Consider the following 14,157-nt stretch of genomic DNA (forward strand, 5'->3'; position numbering starts at 1 on the left):
GAGACCAGATGGCGGAGACTGCGCTGACTAACCCTGGAGAATCGCCCGCGCGGGCCGCCGGCTGGCGGGGCATTGCCGACGACTGGTCCTCGGATCAGCGCGCGTTCAAGAATGTCTCCTGGGGGAAGGCCATGATGTGGATCTTCCTCCTCAGCGACACCTTCATCTTCAGCTGTTTTTTGCTGTCCTATATGACCGCGCGAATGTCCACGACGGTGCCGTGGCCGAATCCGAGCGAGGTATTCGCCCTTGAGATTGCGGGGCACCATATTCCCCTCATCCTGATCGCCATCATGACCTTCGTCCTGATCAGCAGCAGCGGGACGATGGCGATGGCCGTCAATTTCGGTTACCGCCGCGATCGCTTCAAAACCGCAGTCCTGATGTTGGTCACGGCGGCGCTTGGCGCCACGTTCGTCGGAATGCAGGCCTTCGAATGGACCAAGCTGATCATGGAGGGCGTACGGCCCTGGGAAAACCCCTGGGGCGCGGCGCAGTTCGGATCGAGCTTCTTTATGATCACCGGCTTCCACGGCACGCACGTGACGTTCGGCGTGATTTTCCTGGTCGCCATCGCGCGAAAGGTCTGGCGGGGAGACTTCGACGTCGAAAGGCGCGGCTTCTTCACGAGCAGAAAAGGACACTACGAGATCGTCGAAATCATGGGCCTGTACTGGCACTTCGTCGATCTGGTGTGGGTGTTCATCTTTGCCTTCTTTTATCTTTGGTGAGGTCGGCGCATGACAAACGTGGCGGTACATTTTGAGGCACAACAACCTGCGCTGCAAACGCATGTGCATGACGCGCCCGCCGCAGGGGCCACGCACGTAAAGGGCCAGCAGCACCCGATCAAGCTCTATCTCGTGGTCTGGGGATGGCTGTTCGTCCTCAGCGCGTGCTCCTATTTCGTCGACTACTTTGGCTTCCAGGGCTATCTCAGATGGTCGCTGATCCTGCTGTTCATGGTGTTGAAGGCCGGCCTGATCGTCGCCGTTTTCATGCACATGGCCTGGGAGCGGCTGGCCTTGAGCTATGCCATCCTGCTGCCGCCGGTGCTGGTGCTGGTGTTTGTGGCGATCATGGTGTTCGAAGCCGACTACACGCACCTTATCCGGGTCCTGTTCTTCGCGCCGACGACGTAGGCACCGTTGCCTTGTACCAAATGGAGGATGGCCATGACCACATACGTCATGCTTGCAAACTGGACCGAGCAAGGCATTCAGAAGGTGAAGGACTCGCCAAGCCGTCTGGACGCAGCAAAGAAAGCGCTCAAGGACATGAGCGGCGAGTTCAAATTCTTTTTCCTGACCATGGGCGACTTTGACATCGTCGCAATCTACGAAGCTCCTGACGACGCCGTGGCGGCACGTTTCAGCCTGCAACTGGGCATGCAGGGAAACATCCGGACGCGCACGCTGAAAGCGTTTCCGGAAGCAGCGTATCGGGAAATCATCAAGTCGCTGGGCTAGACGGCACAAAATCTGCTCGTGAATAGCCGCGGATTATTCGGACCTGGTTTTGCAAAAGGAATTTGGGGCGATTGCATCGTTTTTACTGCGCAGGCGCCGCCATGTCGCCGGCAACAGGAGGTATTGATCTCATGCAAATCAATCGTTCAGTCCTCGTCCGCCGGAGCTACGCCGGCATCGGGGACTATGTCGCGCTGACGAAACCGCGCGTCATGTCGCTGGTCGTCTTTACCGCACTCGTTGGTCTCCTGGTCGCGCCAGGCGACATCGATCCCTTCGCTGGTGCCGTTGCGCTTCTTTGCATCGCTGCCGGAGCCGGCGCCGCAGGTGCGCTCAACATGTGGTACGACGCCGACATCGATGCCGTGATGGCGCGTACCGCCATGCGTCCGATTCCGAGCGGCCGTGTCTCGCGCCCGGAAGCACTGGTTTTCGGATTGGTGCTTGGAATTGGGGCCATTGTGACCCTCGGCGCTTTGCTGAACGTGGCCGCGGCTGCGCTGCTTGCTTTCACGATTTTCTTCTATGTCGTCGTCTACACGATGTGGCTCAAACGCCGAACACCGCAAAATATCGTCATTGGCGGTGCGGCCGGCGCACTCCCTCCGGTGATCGGCTGGGTTGCGGCCGCCGGAAGCGTCGGGCTCGAACCGCTCATCCTGTTCCTGATCATCTTCCTTTGGACGCCACCTCACTTCTGGGCACTGTCACTCAATCTTGCCGGAGAATATGCCAGGGCCGGGGTGCCGATGTTGCCGGTCGTAGCCGGCAAGGCCGAAACAAAGCGCCAGATTCTTCTCTACAGCGTTGTTCTGGTTCCGATCTCACTGATACCCTGGGCACTGGGGTTTGCGGGAGCCATCTATGGCGCGGCTGCAGCGACGCTTGGCGCGACCATGATTTTTCTCGCATGGCAGGTACGTCAGAGCGACGACGGCAAGGAAAGGCAGCCTGCGCGGCGCCTGTTCGTGTTTTCGATGCTCTATCTGGTCGTTCTGTTTGGTGCGTTGCTGATGAATGCTGCGCCCGCGCTCAATTCCACTGGCTAACTTCTGAAGGACAAAAAGGCCCCGGATCGTTCCCGGGCCTTTGGCTTCACTTGAAGGACTGTTTCGACTTTGATGGCGCGGCGCTGTTCGATGTTTGCATAAGAGCACCCGTGGCGAGGCTAGAAACCGCCCCCCGTCACCAGCAGAATTGCACCGATCACCATAAGGAGAATGCCCGGCCAGTTCGTTCCCAGCCCCAGGAATCGAAGGCTACGCCGTGGCGGCTCCAGAGTGCCGCGAACCGGCCGGGAGGAATCCGGGCCGCTAAGCGATCCCCGCCAAATAGCAGTGCGCGCCATGTACAGCACTCCGCCGAGAACGAGCAGCGCGCCAAGTCCCATCAGGAACATTTTCGCCTCTCAATTCATGGTCGCCGCGCACAACAGTACCCGGAGTTCAATCGTTAGCGGGTACGATTGGTTCCGTCTGGCTGCGCGCTAGTTGACCCTAGTCCAGCGCCTGGCGGATCATTTTGGCCAGCTGCGACTTGCGATAGGGCTTGCTCAGCAGCAGGACGCCGGGGTCGAGCCGCCCCTGATGCACGATCGCATTGTCGGTATACCCGGAGGTATAGAGCACTTTGATACCGGGCCGGCGTTTTGCGACTTCGTCGGCGAGCTGCCTGCCGGATATGCCGTTGGGCAGGATCACGTCGGTGAACAGCAGGTCGAATGGCAGGCCGTTTGCCACCGCCTGCAGCGCCGACGGGCCGTCCGATGTATCGAGGGTCTGATAGCCGAGGCTCTGCAATTGCGTGGTGACGAAGTTGCGCACCAGCTGGTCGTCCTCCACCACCAGGATGGTTTCGCTGCCGCCGACCAGCGGCGCGGCGGCGGCCACGGCGGCGGGGGCCTGTCCGCGTGCCGGCGGCAGATACAGCTTGATCGTGGTGCCGTGGCCTTCCTCGCTGTAGATCCGGATGTGGCCGCCGGATTGCTTGACGAAGCCGTAGACCATGCTCATGCCGAGACCGGAACCCTTGCCGACTTCCTTGGTGGTGAAGAACGGCTCGAACACCTTGTCCTGGATTTCCTTGGACATGCCGGTGCCGGTGTCGCTGACCGCCAGCATCACATAAGGGCCGGGCAGCACGTCGGGGTTGGCCTGCGCATAGGCCTCGTCGAGCACGACGTTGCGAGTCTCCAGCAAGAGCTTGCCGCCCTCGGGCATCGCATCGCGGGCATTGATCGCCATGTTGAGCAGCGAGTTGGCCAGCTGCGAGGGATCGATATGCGCGGCCGCAACCTCCGGCTCGAGGATCGAGTCGATCTCGATGTGCTCGCCGAGGGTAGGGCGCAGCAGCTTGGCGATGTCGAGCACGGTGCCGTTGACGTCGATGTTGCGCGGCTGCAGCGGTTGCCGGCGGGCGAAGGCCAGCAGATGCTGGATCAGCTCGATGCAGCGCTCCGCCGCCACGTCGATCAGCTCGGCGGTTTTCTGCAGCGCCGGCTGGTCCGCGAGTGCGGCGACCAGCCGTTCGGTGGTGCCGGTGATCACGGTCAGCATGTTGTTGAAGTCGTGGGCAACGCCGCCGGTGAGCTTGCCGATGGCGTCGAGCTTTTGCGATTGCTGCAGCTTGCGCTCGATCTCGCGCGTCCCGGTGATGTCATGATAGAGCAGCGAGGCGCCACTGATGGCACGCGATGCGTCGCGCAGCGGCCGCCCGCTGATGACGAGATGAACGGGTGCGTCGCCGCTGCGGGGCCGCACCACGATTTCGGTGTTGTCAAACTCCTCGCCGCGTAGCGCGCGCACGGCCGGCATCTCCCTGACCGGCAACGGCGTGACGCCGTCGGCACGAAAGACGGTGCTGAGCGAGCGCAGCAGTTCCACGGTCATGCCCGGACGGTAGCGCAGCATCTTTTCCGCGGCCGGGTTGGAGAGCAACACGCGGCCCTTGGCGTCGATCACGAGCACCGCCTCGGCCATGCTGTGAAAGGTGCTCTGCAGCACGTCGGTCGAATGCCGGAGTTCCTCATGGGCCTTGACCAGGTGCTCGGTGCGTTCCGCGACCGCGGCCTCCAGCGCTTCGTTGGTGGCCTTGGTTGCAGTGAGCGATTCCTGCAACTCACGGCGTGACTTGCCGGTCGAGCGCGTGAGGAGGGTTGCAAGGATCAGGATCAGCACCACGCACGCCAGATCGATCGCCAGCAGGAAGGTGCCATTGGTTTCGGACTGGGTGCGCCGGAGCGTGAGACGCCTTCGCTCTTCGGCGACGGTCTTGGCCAGGTTGGCGCCGATCGTCTCCGTCGCCTTGCGGTCCTCGTCGTTGGCCAGCAATGCGGCTATTTTCGCCTGATCGCCCGCATTCTTGAGCCTGATCAACTCGCCGCCCGTCACAATCTGGCGCGCCACCTGCGCCTTGGCTTCCTCGAGCAGCCGGGTTTGGCCGGAATTGCCCTCGACTGTCTTGATCAGGTCGTCGAAGGCCGGCAGGATTGCGTCGCTGGACTCGTTATATTCCCTCACAAAGTCCGGATTGCCGGTGAGCGCAAAGCCGCGCGCCGCGCTTTCGGCGCGCCGCAGCAGCGGCCGGATATCCGAGATCCGCTTCAGCACCTCCAGGGCGTGGTCGACGGAAGCCGTGTCGGCCCGCGACTTCAGGTCGAGACCGATCGAGGCTGCACCGATAAGGAGGAGGATGGCGAGGCCGATTCCAAGGATGATACGCTGCGAAGGCATTGACGCTGTTATTTCATCATTTCGAGAGGCGCGCAGACTGTATCGGTTTCGTGAGGCATTCGTTGACGCTGGTCAACAGCGCGTTCGGCGTAAACGGCTTGCGCAGACAGCATGCCGCGCCGAGTTCGATGGTCATCCGCAGGAAATCGGGCGCGCGTTCGGTATTGGCGAACGCGTAGCCCGACATCGCAATGATCGGAATCTCGGGCCGGCGCTCGTGAAACATCCGAATTGATTCAAACCCGCGCATATGCGGCATGAAGACGTCGATCAGCATCACGTCGAAAGCGGACGCTTCGAGTGCCTGCATCCCGGCCTCGCCACCGTCGGCAATGGTGACTTCGAAACCCTGACGCTGCAGACAAACTTCGATGGCGACGCAAACCATCGGGTCGTCATCGACCACGAGAACGCGCGGCACGAGGATTCCTTTTTGTTCGGGCTGCGGTCGACGATTCGCCGCGCCTCTGAAAAGGATTAAGGCGGAACGTCGACAAGCCGTCTGTATGATAGAGTGCATAAAAGATTTGCCTAGAGGCGAATTCCGGTAAGCTGTGTCAGAACAAGAACAAATGCGCCCCCGGTTCCGGATCTAAGCCCGCCATGCCTGTACCTCGCCAAGCGGGTGGTCCCCGAATGTCGCCGCTCGGCCTCATCGTCCTTGCGATCGCCTCAGTGGGGTGGGGCCTCAACTTCCCAATCATGAAACATCTGTTGACGGAGTGGCCGCCGCTGTCATCGCGCGGCCTGTGCGGCATCGTCGGTGCCGCCGCCCTCGCGTTGATCGCGCTGGCGCGGCGGGAGACGCTTCGCGTGCCTGATGGCATGTGGCTGCGGCTGTTGCTGGTTTCGACATTGTCGCTCGGCGGCTGGGTTGCGTTCATGGGGCTGGCATTGCTGTGGCTGAGTGCCAGCGAGGCTGCCGTGCTCGGCATCTCGATCCCGGTCTGGGTGGCGTTTCTGGCGTGGCCGATCCTCGGCGAACGGCTGTCGCTGCTGCGGGCACTTTCCTTGACGGTCGCGCTGGTCGGCATCGCCGTCCTGATCGGCGGCAATGGCTTCGACGCCAGTGTCGGCAAGCTGCCGGGAATTTTGTGCGCGCTGGCGGGCGCCGTATGCGTCGGGCTCGGCACCGTGCTGACCAAGCATTTTCCGCTTGCGATGCAGCCGCTATCGCTGGCCGCCTGGCAGATCGGTCTCGGCTGCCTGCCGATCGCGATCATCGGGCTCGCCGTCGAGCAGCCACAGCTTGCAGCCCTTTCGGGGATCGGCTGGGCGTCGATGCTCTACATCACGCTGATCCAGTTTTGCCTGTGCTACGTCTGCTGGTTCGCGGCGCTGGAGCGGCTGCCGGCGGCGACCGCGTCGATCGGCACCCTGCTGGTGCCGGTGGTCGGCGTGGTGGCCGCGGCAGCCATGCTGCATGAGCCGCTGGGCGTGCGCGAGATCGCCGCGCTGGTGATCACGCTCGGCGGCGTCGCGGTGGCGTTGCGCACGTGAAAAGAGCGGCGCACCGGAATGCGCCGCTCGCTTGGGAATTCACTTCGGGATTCACGTTCGCCGGATGGCGTTACGGGCAGGGATGCCGCAGCCCGTCATTGCCGAGATAGGTTCGCGACCGCACATCATAGGAACGATATTTCTGCCTGCAGTAAGCAACCTCATCGTCGCCGGGGGCCGCCGCCACCACGCCGTCCTCGACATATTCGTCGCCATAGTAGTAGGGATCGTTGTAATAGCCATAGCTGCTGCCGTAGTAGCCGGAAGCAAGGGCGCCGCCGATGAAGAGGCCGGGGTAGAACCCGCCGTGACGATGGCGATGATGATGGTGGCCGTGATGATGGCCGCCGTGATACACGCCGGCACCGCCGCTGTATCGCGGGCCAGGCACACCGGCGCCGATCGCGCCGCCGCCGATCGCACCTCCCCCGATCGCGCCGCGCGCGACCGGTGCGCCGCCAATGACACCGCCGCGGAAGCTGCCGCCGCCACCAGCTATCGCCGGTGCGCCGCCAATGGCGCCACCGCGGAAGCCGCCGCCACCGCCTGCCATCGCCGGTGGTGCGCCAATGGCGCCGCCGCGGAAACCGCCGCCACCGCCTCCAATCGCCGCTCCGCCGCCAATAGCGCCGCCACGCATGCCACCGCCGCCGCCCACAGCCGGCGCTCCGCCACCACCACCAGCCGCCGGCGCACCGCCACCAATCGCCCCTCTAGCCTGCGCGAAGCTGGGGTTGGGCAGCACCGTCGGCGCAACCAGCGCAGCGATCGCTGCGGCAGAACACAAAACTTTAAGACTGATCATTGTCGGCTCCATCTGCGAGATTACGGCCTAACTATTTCAGAAGGCAGGCGTTCCCAAGCCCGCGCACCGATGGTGCGCAGGGCTGAATCTGTCAGGTGGGAACTGTATGCAGAATGAACACCCAACGCGGATTCCGCCACGATTCAACGCCAAAGACAGGCACACCTTCTGGCCAACCCCGGCAAAGTCACGCCGGGGCGAACGCGTCTGGACAATTGGGCGCGCCGATGGCATCACGGCGTTACGTCCTCTCGAACCGGCCGGCCCCTCATGAAGCTGTTTTTGCTCAAATTCTTCACCTGGTGGAACGGCCAGACGTTCGGCACGCAATTGTGGACGTGGCGCTTTGGCGAATTGGTCGGCCAGGACGAGCAGGGCAACACCTACTATCGCACCAAGGGCGGCAAGATCGATCCGACGCTCGGCTTCCAGCGGCGCTGGGTGGTCTATAATGGCTACGCCGAAGCGAGCAAGGTGCCGCCCTCATGGCATGGCTGGCTGCATCACACGGTCGACGTCGCGCCGACCGAAGAGACCTACACCCCGCGCGAGTGGGAAAAGCCGCACGTTGCGAACCTGACCGGCTCGCCCGCAGCCTATCGCCCATCCGGTTCGACTCTGGCGAGCGGGCGCCGTCCCAAGGCCACCGGCGACTATCAGGCCTGGACGCCCGGAAGCTAAACCACCGCATCGACGCGTCGCCTGGACTGGCCTCACATGTTCTTGAAGAACCGGTGCGGACGATTGCGTGGGCCTATAGGTGTATCTACACTCGTTTCATGACAACGCGAGAATCCGACGCCACCGATTACATGGCCGCCGCCGGCTGCTTCTGCCTGGCGTTGCGCCAGGCGGCCCGGAAGACCACCCGGCTGTATGACGCCCACATGCAGAAAGCCGGCATCCGCACCACCCAGTTCACCATCCTGGCGCAATTGATCCTGCGCGGCGAAATGCCGGTCGGCAAGCTGGCCGGCTTTTTGGGATTGGAGCGCACCACGCTGACGCGCAATCTGGCGTTGCTCGAAACGCAGAAGTGGATTTCGACCAGGCCGGGCGAGGATCCCCGCGCGCGCATCGTGGCCATCACCGCGCAGGGGCGGGGGATCGTGCGCCGCAGCTTTCCTTACTGGGCGAAGGCGCAGGCCGAGGCCGGCAAGCAGCTCGGCGCCGACGGCCAGGCGGCGCTGAAAGTGCTGGGTTCTCGAAGTCTGGGATGAACGGCACCGGGCGTTTTTCCTCCGGCACTTACTGGTCAAGACACGTGTCATTACACCAAGTGGGAGGTTGCGATGCTCGAATTGATCGGAACGACTGTCTTGACCGCGACGATCGCGGTGACCCTGAACGCCGCCATCGCCATGATGCCGATGTCGCCGCTGCAGAAGCTGACGACGGTGACGATCGCCGGACTGTGGATTGGATTGGCGATCGCGCTGGCGACCACCGGCATCTATGCCGCGACGGCGACGCCGGTGCCGGTCGTGGGCGTCATGGTGATACTGCCGGTGATTGCGGTCGGCGGCGCGGCGCTGCTGTCCGCGCGCGTGCGTGAGACCTTGCTGGCATTGCCGGTGCCGCTGTTGCTCGGCCTCAACGCCCTTCGCATCCTGCCGGGCGCCTTCATATTGTTGCTGGCATCGCAGGGAAAATTGACCGGACCATTTCCACACTCGGCGGGATGGGGTGACATCATTGTCGGCGTCATCGCCATCCCGTTGATGCTGGCCGCTGCGCGCAACTTTGCCGGCAGCCGCCGCGCGCTGCTGGCGTGGAATATTCTGGGCACGCTCGATCTGGTGGAGGCGGTTGCGCTCGGCGTGCTTTCGGCGCCGGGATCGCCGCTGCAGATTTTTGGCGGTGGGGTCGGCTCCACCGCGATGTGGTCGCTGCCGTGGTCGAGCATTCCGACGCTGTTGGTGCCGGTCTACTTCGTCACCCACGGCATCATTTTCGCGCGGTTGCTGCAGGGCAGACGCCCGGCCGACGTCTTTGCTGCGTCGCAAGCGCGCCTGTGAATAACGGGATCAGCGGGGACATTTGCCACGGCGTGCTTGCGCGTTTCGCCGGTTCGCCGTTCAATGAAGCATCTTACGGAGATGGGAAACCATCGCGTACGGATCGGGCTCCAGTTCGCGACTGTCCCGATGAGCAGCGGCACCCGATCAGGATACGGCTGGGAGATAGGCCCCCGGTGCAGAGGTTCTGAGATCGCCCGTCACAGTGTGGCGCCGCCGTAGGAAAGGAAAGGCCGTCTGGGCAACCAGGCGGCCTTTTTCTTTGGGCGAAAGAAACGCGCACTTGGGCCTCGTGGTTCGAGACGCGCGGCGTCGCCGCGCTCCTCACCATGAGGATCTAAGACCTTGCTCCAAAGAAGACCTCATCCTGAGGAGCCACGAGTGGCGTCTCGAAGGATGTGGCGACCGAACTTCACCTCAGCTTGGCCGCGGCGCGGCCGATCATTTCGCCTCGGCGCGCTTGCGCGGGCGCGATCTTGTCCCTCATCAAGCGAGGATTTCCGAAGGCGCGGTAGGGTTAACCGTCAGATCATGGGGACCCCGCCGCTTTGCCGCGCTAGACCAAACATCCGGACAGGCGTACCGCCTGCGGCCGCCACCAGGGATGTGCAAACCGTGATGAGAATCGCATCGCTGGACTCATTACGAGGTATCGCTGCGTTGATCGTCGTGGCGTCTCACCTGCGACTGATGTATCCGGAAACGCCGGCCTGGATCAGATACTCTCCTTTGAGGGTTTTGATTGCGGGCGAATCTGCCGTCACCGTGTTCTTTATTCTGAGCGGCCTTGTTCTCTACCTCGCGCTGACCTCACGAGACGGCGGCTCCTACTGGTCTTTTGCAACCAAGCGATTCTGGCGGATATATCCGCCATTCTGCGTTGCGATCCTGATCTCGACGGCGCTTTGGTATCTGGTCGACCCGGCGCCTCTGCTCGGTGTAGGCAACTGGGCAACCGAATACAGCTGGCAAGTCCACCCCACCTGGTCCGTGGTTTTGGCCCATCTGGCAATGACCGACGTGCAGGCGTGGCAGTCGCTCGACAACGTGATGTGGAGCCTGGTCATCGAACTGAGGTTGTCACTGATCTTTCCGGTCATCGCTGTTGCGGTCAAACGAGACTGGCGCGTCGCCCTGGCGCTGGGAGCCCTTATTTCGGGCGCCTGCTTCTACATTCAGAGTAGCTTTTCGCCGGATTGGTTCTTCAATCCCTTTCTGACGGGAAAGTACCTTTATCTGTTTGTCATCGGTGCTGTGCTCGCCGAGAATTCGTCGCAGATTATGAAGGTCTCTCAGGCATTGAGCGGACGGGCCAGACTGGCATTATGGTGCGCGGCGCTCGTTCCGTTTTCGGTAAATCCGGTTCATGTCGGAGGGGTGCCGACTGCAATCGGCGCGGCTCTGCTTGTCGCTTTAAGTTTTGCCGATGTGAAGGTCCGCGACGCACTTACCGGTTCGATCCCCCTTTGGCTTGGAAAGATTTCTTACAGCCTTTACCTGATCCACGTGCCCATTCTGATCGCGGCTGCACACCTTCTCAATACGACAATTCCGATGATCTATATTCTGGCTTTGGCTGCCGTTACCGCTCTTTGTGCCTCCGAGATCCTCTATCGCACCGTCGAACGTCCCTCTTTGAAATTCGGGCGCACGATGGCCGAGCGGCTCCTGCCGCGCCGTCCGCTCGTTCCAGCCTGATCTTCGCGAAGCGATGCGTCTCGAAGGATGAAGCCACCGAACAGAAGCTAACCCAGCTTTGCCGCGGCGCGGCCGATCATTTCGCCTCGGCGCGCTTGCGCGGGCGCGATCTTGTCCTTCATCAGCGCGAGGATTTCCGGCGGCGCGGTGTCGGGCGAGCCGGAATTGAACGGCGGCGCCGGATTGTATTCGAGCCGGAGCTGGATCGCTTCGGCGGTGCGGCGGTCGACCAGCAGCGACACCAGCGTCAGCGCGAAATCGATGCCTGCGGTAACGCCGCCACCGGTAACGCGGTTGCGATCGACGCAGACGCGGGTCTTGGTCGGGATCGCGCCGAACGCGGAGAGAAACTCCATCGCGGTCCAATGCGTCGCCGCGCGATAGCCTTTCAGCAGCCCGGCTGCACCCAGCACCAGCGATCCCGTGCAGACCGAGGTGACGTATCTGGCGCCGTCGGCCTGCTTCTTCAGGAACGCCAGCATCTCCTCGTCATTGATCATGTCGTCGGTGCCGAAGCCGCCGGGCACGCAGATGACGTCGAGCTGCGGGCAATCCGCAAAAGTCGTCGTCGGCGTGATCGTCATCACGGAGTCGCTGCTGACCGGTTCGATCCGCTTCCAGATCAGATGCACCTGCGCGCCCGGCACGCTGGAGAACACCTGCAGCGGCCCGGTGAAATCGAGTTGGGTCACCTTTGGAAACAACACGAGACCGATCTGAAGCGGCGCGGACATATGAACCTCCTGATTTTGCTTGACCCGCGCATTCTGACATGATGCCCTATCGTCATAAATGCCATATTTCCCTCATTTAAGGACATAGGATCACATGATCGGCGTCCTGATCTTTCGCGATTTCCAATTGCTCGATGCCGCAGGCCCGATTTCCGTGTTCGAAATCGCGGCGCGCTTCTCGGGCTCAGACCACGTGATCAAAACGCTGGCGGTGACGCCGGGCCCGGTGCGCAGCACCTCAGGCGTGGAGATGCTGGCGCGGGGCCTGCGGCCATCCAGCGCCATCACGACGCTGATTATTGCCGGAGGTGAGGGCGTGCGCGCCGCCGCCGCCTGTCCGAAGACGCTCGCCTTCGTGCGCGCAGTGGCCAGGCGCGGCGTCCGCGTCGCCAGCGTTTGCTCCGGCGCCTATGTGCTGGCGGAGGCCGGCCTGCTCGACGGCCGCCGCGCCACCACGCACTGGCAGCGCACACGGCACTTCGTCTCGACCTATCCCAAGGTCAAGCTGGAGGCCGACCGCATCTACACGCGCGATGGCAATATCTGGACCTCCGCGGGAATATCAGCGGGCATCGATCTCGCGCTGGCGATGATCCTCGAAGATTACGGCGACGAGATCGCACAGAAAACCGCAAAACAGCTTGTGCTCTACCACCGCCGCAGCGGCGGCCAGTCGCAATTCTCGTCGCTGCTGGAGTTAAAGGCGCCGACCGGACGGTTCGGTCCGCTGCTGGCCTGGGCGCGCGAACATCTCGATGCGCCGCTCACGGTGGAGGACATGGCCGAGCAGGCCGGGATGAGTTCGCGGCATTTCACCCGCGCCTTCATCGCGGAGACCGGCACCACGCCGTCGAAGGCGGTCGAGCGGTTGCGGATCGAGGTGGCGCGGCAGCGCGTGCAATCGTCCAGCGAGGCGATCGAGCGCGTCGCCGAGACCACCGGCTTTCGCGATCCGGAGCGGATGCGCCGCGCCTTCATCCGCGCCTTCGGCCAGCCGCCGCAATCGCTGCGCCGCGCGGCAAGGGCAGGTTGAGGATTGGTGGGGCGAGATCGGCTGATATGATCAGGAAGGCGCACGAACGCGACGCGTCGGCTCTCGCTGCGGTGAGCATCGAGGTCTGGATGAACACCTATCTGCGGGAGGGCGTCAGTCCACACTTTGCGGAGTATGTTCTTACGGCGTTTACGGCGCAGAATTTGCGCGATGCGATCGGCGATTCCGGGAAGGCGATCTGGGTCTCGGAGAACGGCACTGGAATTGACGGGTTCGTGACCGTGTGTTCGTCGGCAACGCCGCCATTGGCCGATTGCTCGCCGCTGGAGATCACAACCCTGTATGTTCGGCCGAGGCAGCAGTCAGGCGGAAGGGGCGCCGCATTGTTGCGATGTGCGCTGGAACATTGCCGCGACAGCGGAGGTGAGAACGTCTGGTTGACCGTCAATGCCGAGAATTCCAGGGCCATCGGCTTCTATGTCAGGCATGGTTTCAACAAGATTGGCACGACGTATTTTCGGATCGGCGATCGGGCGTATGAAAATGACGTGTTGAAGGTGGATATTCGCCCGGTCGTCACGGTGTAGCCTGGCGAGGGCGGGGCAGCTTCTATCGCCGGAAATCCAGCCGCCCTTCCGGAAACCGGCCATCTATTCGCTTGCGGTCCACGATCAGGCCGATCCAGGGACGGGTGATCGCGGGGCTCGTGAGGTTGATGTATTTTCCGACCAGCCGCTGCGCGCCTTCGCACTTCGCGTCGATCAGCCCCTTGCGCGCACCGGAGTTCCATTCGAAATAGAGATAGACGCGGTCTCCGGCTGTCCTTGCCTGACCTCGGCCCTGTTTCCATTTGTCGGGCGCATCGCCGGCAATGGTGGGATCCGCGCCGCCGTTCCAGCGGCTCGACCAATCGCCTTCGATCGAGTGGCATTGGCCGCCAATCGTCTCGCCCCAGGCCGCCGCATTCGCGTGATCGGAGGCGCCATCCAGCGTGGCGCGGTCGGCGAATTCCATCACCGCCTGATCATTGGGATCGGGCACATCCATGACGCCGAATGGATTTCGAGTGTTTCGATCGGCTTCGCGTTCCGGTTTCATCTGGCACTCTCCAGCTGCAACAGGTGCCTTGTGCCCGATGGCGCAGGTTCACCGTCTCACGGCGTTGAGATTTGCAGTCTGGATGCCTGGGCGACACCCGATTTCCGAAA

The 14,157-nt window shown here is 62.7% G+C and carries 16 protein-coding genes; 11 read left to right on the plus strand and 5 right to left on the minus strand.

Going from position 1 to position 14,157, the window contains the following annotated elements:
- The first annotated feature begins 8 nt into the window (after nt 1-8).
- The 4 genes from ACSQ84_RS06665 to ACSQ84_RS06680 all read left to right on the plus strand — a co-directional run bounded on the left by ACSQ84_RS06665 (nt 9) and on the right by ACSQ84_RS06680 (nt 2,518).
- Entirely contained in the window at nt 9-731 is a 723-nt protein-coding gene (locus ACSQ84_RS06665; RefSeq protein WP_436210821.1) for a heme-copper oxidase subunit III family protein, read from the plus strand.
- Between the two features lie 9 nt (nt 732-740).
- Nucleotides 741-1,142, plus strand: a complete 402-nt coding sequence (locus ACSQ84_RS06670; RefSeq protein WP_436210822.1) for a cytochrome C oxidase subunit IV family protein — start codon at nt 741-743, stop codon at nt 1,140-1,142.
- A gap of 33 nt (nt 1,143-1,175) precedes the next feature.
- Nucleotides 1,176-1,469: a GYD domain-containing protein gene (locus ACSQ84_RS06675; RefSeq protein WP_436210823.1), complete on the plus strand. Its 294-nt coding sequence runs from the start codon at nt 1,176-1,178 to the stop codon at nt 1,467-1,469.
- 131 nt (nt 1,470-1,600) lie between these two features.
- On the plus strand, nt 1,601-2,518 hold the full coding sequence (locus ACSQ84_RS06680; RefSeq protein WP_436210824.1) for a heme o synthase: 918 nt from the start codon (nt 1,601-1,603) through the stop codon (nt 2,516-2,518).
- A gap of 447 nt (nt 2,519-2,965) precedes the next feature.
- Here the strand turns inward: ACSQ84_RS06680 and ACSQ84_RS06685 are convergent, their stop codons facing one another.
- Nucleotides 2,966-5,200, minus strand: a complete 2,235-nt coding sequence (locus ACSQ84_RS06685; protein WP_436210825.1) for a CHASE3 domain-containing protein — start codon at nt 5,198-5,200, stop codon at nt 2,966-2,968.
- A gap of 16 nt (nt 5,201-5,216) precedes the next feature.
- Entirely contained in the window at nt 5,217-5,621 is a 405-nt protein-coding gene (locus ACSQ84_RS06690; protein ID WP_436210826.1) for a response regulator, read from the minus strand.
- A 215-nt stretch (nt 5,622-5,836) separates the two neighbouring features.
- Here ACSQ84_RS06690 and ACSQ84_RS06695 point away from each other — a divergent pair, with 215 nt between their 5' ends.
- Nucleotides 5,837-6,700 carry a DMT family transporter gene (locus ACSQ84_RS06695; RefSeq protein WP_436210827.1) on the plus strand — a complete coding sequence of 288 codons (864 nt, stop codon included), beginning with the start codon at nt 5,837-5,839 and terminating at the stop codon, nt 6,698-6,700.
- A gap of 70 nt (nt 6,701-6,770) precedes the next feature.
- Here ACSQ84_RS06695 and ACSQ84_RS06700 read toward each other — a convergent pair whose 3' ends face one another.
- On the minus strand, nt 6,771-7,505 hold the full coding sequence (locus ACSQ84_RS06700; protein WP_436210828.1) for a BA14K family protein: 735 nt from the start codon (nt 7,503-7,505) through the stop codon (nt 6,771-6,773).
- A gap of 270 nt (nt 7,506-7,775) precedes the next feature.
- Here ACSQ84_RS06700 and ACSQ84_RS06705 point away from each other — a divergent pair, with 270 nt between their 5' ends.
- The 4 genes from ACSQ84_RS06705 (at nt 7,776) to ACSQ84_RS06720 (ending at nt 11,221) form a co-directional block, all read left to right on the plus strand.
- A complete protein-coding gene (locus ACSQ84_RS06705) occupies nt 7,776-8,186 on the plus strand; it encodes an NADH:ubiquinone oxidoreductase subunit NDUFA12 (RefSeq protein ID WP_436210829.1) in 411 nt (136 codons plus the stop codon).
- 98 nt (nt 8,187-8,284) lie between these two features.
- Nucleotides 8,285-8,725: a MarR family winged helix-turn-helix transcriptional regulator gene (locus tag ACSQ84_RS06710; RefSeq protein ID WP_436210830.1), complete on the plus strand. Its 441-nt coding sequence runs from the start codon at nt 8,285-8,287 to the stop codon at nt 8,723-8,725.
- A 72-nt stretch (nt 8,726-8,797) separates the two neighbouring features.
- Complete coding sequence (locus ACSQ84_RS06715; RefSeq protein WP_436210831.1) at nt 8,798-9,523, plus strand: hypothetical protein; 726 nt, start codon at nt 8,798-8,800, stop codon at nt 9,521-9,523.
- Nucleotides 9,524-10,141: 618 nt separating this feature from the next.
- Entirely contained in the window at nt 10,142-11,221 is a 1,080-nt protein-coding gene (locus ACSQ84_RS06720) for an acyltransferase family protein (RefSeq protein ID WP_436211194.1), read from the plus strand.
- Between the two features lie 47 nt (nt 11,222-11,268).
- On the opposite strand, the gene ACSQ84_RS06725 is transcribed toward ACSQ84_RS06720, so the two are convergent.
- Nucleotides 11,269-11,955, minus strand: coding sequence for a DJ-1/PfpI family protein (locus ACSQ84_RS06725; RefSeq protein WP_436210832.1), 687 nt, complete (start codon nt 11,953-11,955; stop codon nt 11,269-11,271).
- Between the two features lie 94 nt (nt 11,956-12,049).
- Here ACSQ84_RS06725 and ACSQ84_RS06730 point away from each other — a divergent pair, with 94 nt between their 5' ends.
- Nucleotides 12,050-12,988 carry a GlxA family transcriptional regulator gene (locus ACSQ84_RS06730; protein WP_436210833.1) on the plus strand — a complete coding sequence of 313 codons (939 nt, stop codon included), beginning with the start codon at nt 12,050-12,052 and terminating at the stop codon, nt 12,986-12,988.
- Nucleotides 12,989-13,014: 26 nt separating this feature from the next.
- Nucleotides 13,015-13,536, plus strand: a complete 522-nt coding sequence (locus tag ACSQ84_RS06735; protein WP_436210834.1) for a GNAT family N-acetyltransferase — start codon at nt 13,015-13,017, stop codon at nt 13,534-13,536.
- Nucleotides 13,537-13,558: 22 nt separating this feature from the next.
- Here the strand turns inward: ACSQ84_RS06735 and ACSQ84_RS06740 are convergent, their stop codons facing one another.
- Nucleotides 13,559-14,047, minus strand: a complete 489-nt coding sequence (locus ACSQ84_RS06740; protein ID WP_436210835.1) for a hypothetical protein — start codon at nt 14,045-14,047, stop codon at nt 13,559-13,561.
- Nucleotides 14,048-14,157: the final 110 nt, after the last annotated feature.

Origin of the sequence: Bradyrhizobium sp. LjRoot220, from assembly GCF_964252915.1 — a bacterium.
In the GTDB taxonomy this organism is placed as follows: domain Bacteria; phylum Pseudomonadota; class Alphaproteobacteria; order Rhizobiales; family Xanthobacteraceae; genus Bradyrhizobium.

Bases quoted from the DNA above. Each gene is read 5' to 3' on its own strand.
- ACSQ84_RS06665 (WP_436210821.1), top strand. From the start codon at position 9: ATGGCGGAGACTGCGCTGACTAACCCTGGAGAATCGCCCGCGCGGGCC.
- ACSQ84_RS06670 (WP_436210822.1), top strand. From the start codon at position 741: ATGACAAACGTGGCGGTACATTTTGAGGCACAACAACCTGCGCTGCAA.
- ACSQ84_RS06675 (WP_436210823.1), top strand. From the start codon at position 1,176: ATGACCACATACGTCATGCTTGCAAACTGGACCGAGCAAGGCATTCAG.
- ACSQ84_RS06680 (WP_436210824.1), top strand. From the start codon at position 1,601: ATGCAAATCAATCGTTCAGTCCTCGTCCGCCGGAGCTACGCCGGCATC.
- ACSQ84_RS06685 (WP_436210825.1), bottom strand. From the start codon at position 5,200: ATGCCTTCGCAGCGTATCATCCTTGGAATCGGCCTCGCCATCCTCCTC.
- ACSQ84_RS06695 (WP_436210827.1), top strand. From the start codon at position 5,837: ATGTCGCCGCTCGGCCTCATCGTCCTTGCGATCGCCTCAGTGGGGTGG.
- ACSQ84_RS06700 (WP_436210828.1), bottom strand. From the start codon at position 7,505: ATGATCAGTCTTAAAGTTTTGTGTTCTGCCGCAGCGATCGCTGCGCTG.
- ACSQ84_RS06705 (WP_436210829.1), top strand. From the start codon at position 7,776: ATGAAGCTGTTTTTGCTCAAATTCTTCACCTGGTGGAACGGCCAGACG.
- ACSQ84_RS06710 (WP_436210830.1), top strand. From the start codon at position 8,285: ATGACAACGCGAGAATCCGACGCCACCGATTACATGGCCGCCGCCGGC.
- ACSQ84_RS06715 (WP_436210831.1), top strand. From the start codon at position 8,798: ATGCTCGAATTGATCGGAACGACTGTCTTGACCGCGACGATCGCGGTG.
- ACSQ84_RS06720 (WP_436211194.1), top strand. From the start codon at position 10,142: ATGAGAATCGCATCGCTGGACTCATTACGAGGTATCGCTGCGTTGATC.
- ACSQ84_RS06725 (WP_436210832.1), bottom strand. From the start codon at position 11,955: ATGTCCGCGCCGCTTCAGATCGGTCTCGTGTTGTTTCCAAAGGTGACC.
- ACSQ84_RS06730 (WP_436210833.1), top strand. From the start codon at position 12,050: ATGATCGGCGTCCTGATCTTTCGCGATTTCCAATTGCTCGATGCCGCA.
- ACSQ84_RS06735 (WP_436210834.1), top strand. From the start codon at position 13,015: ATGATCAGGAAGGCGCACGAACGCGACGCGTCGGCTCTCGCTGCGGTG.
- ACSQ84_RS06740 (WP_436210835.1), bottom strand. From the start codon at position 14,047: ATGAAACCGGAACGCGAAGCCGATCGAAACACTCGAAATCCATTCGGC.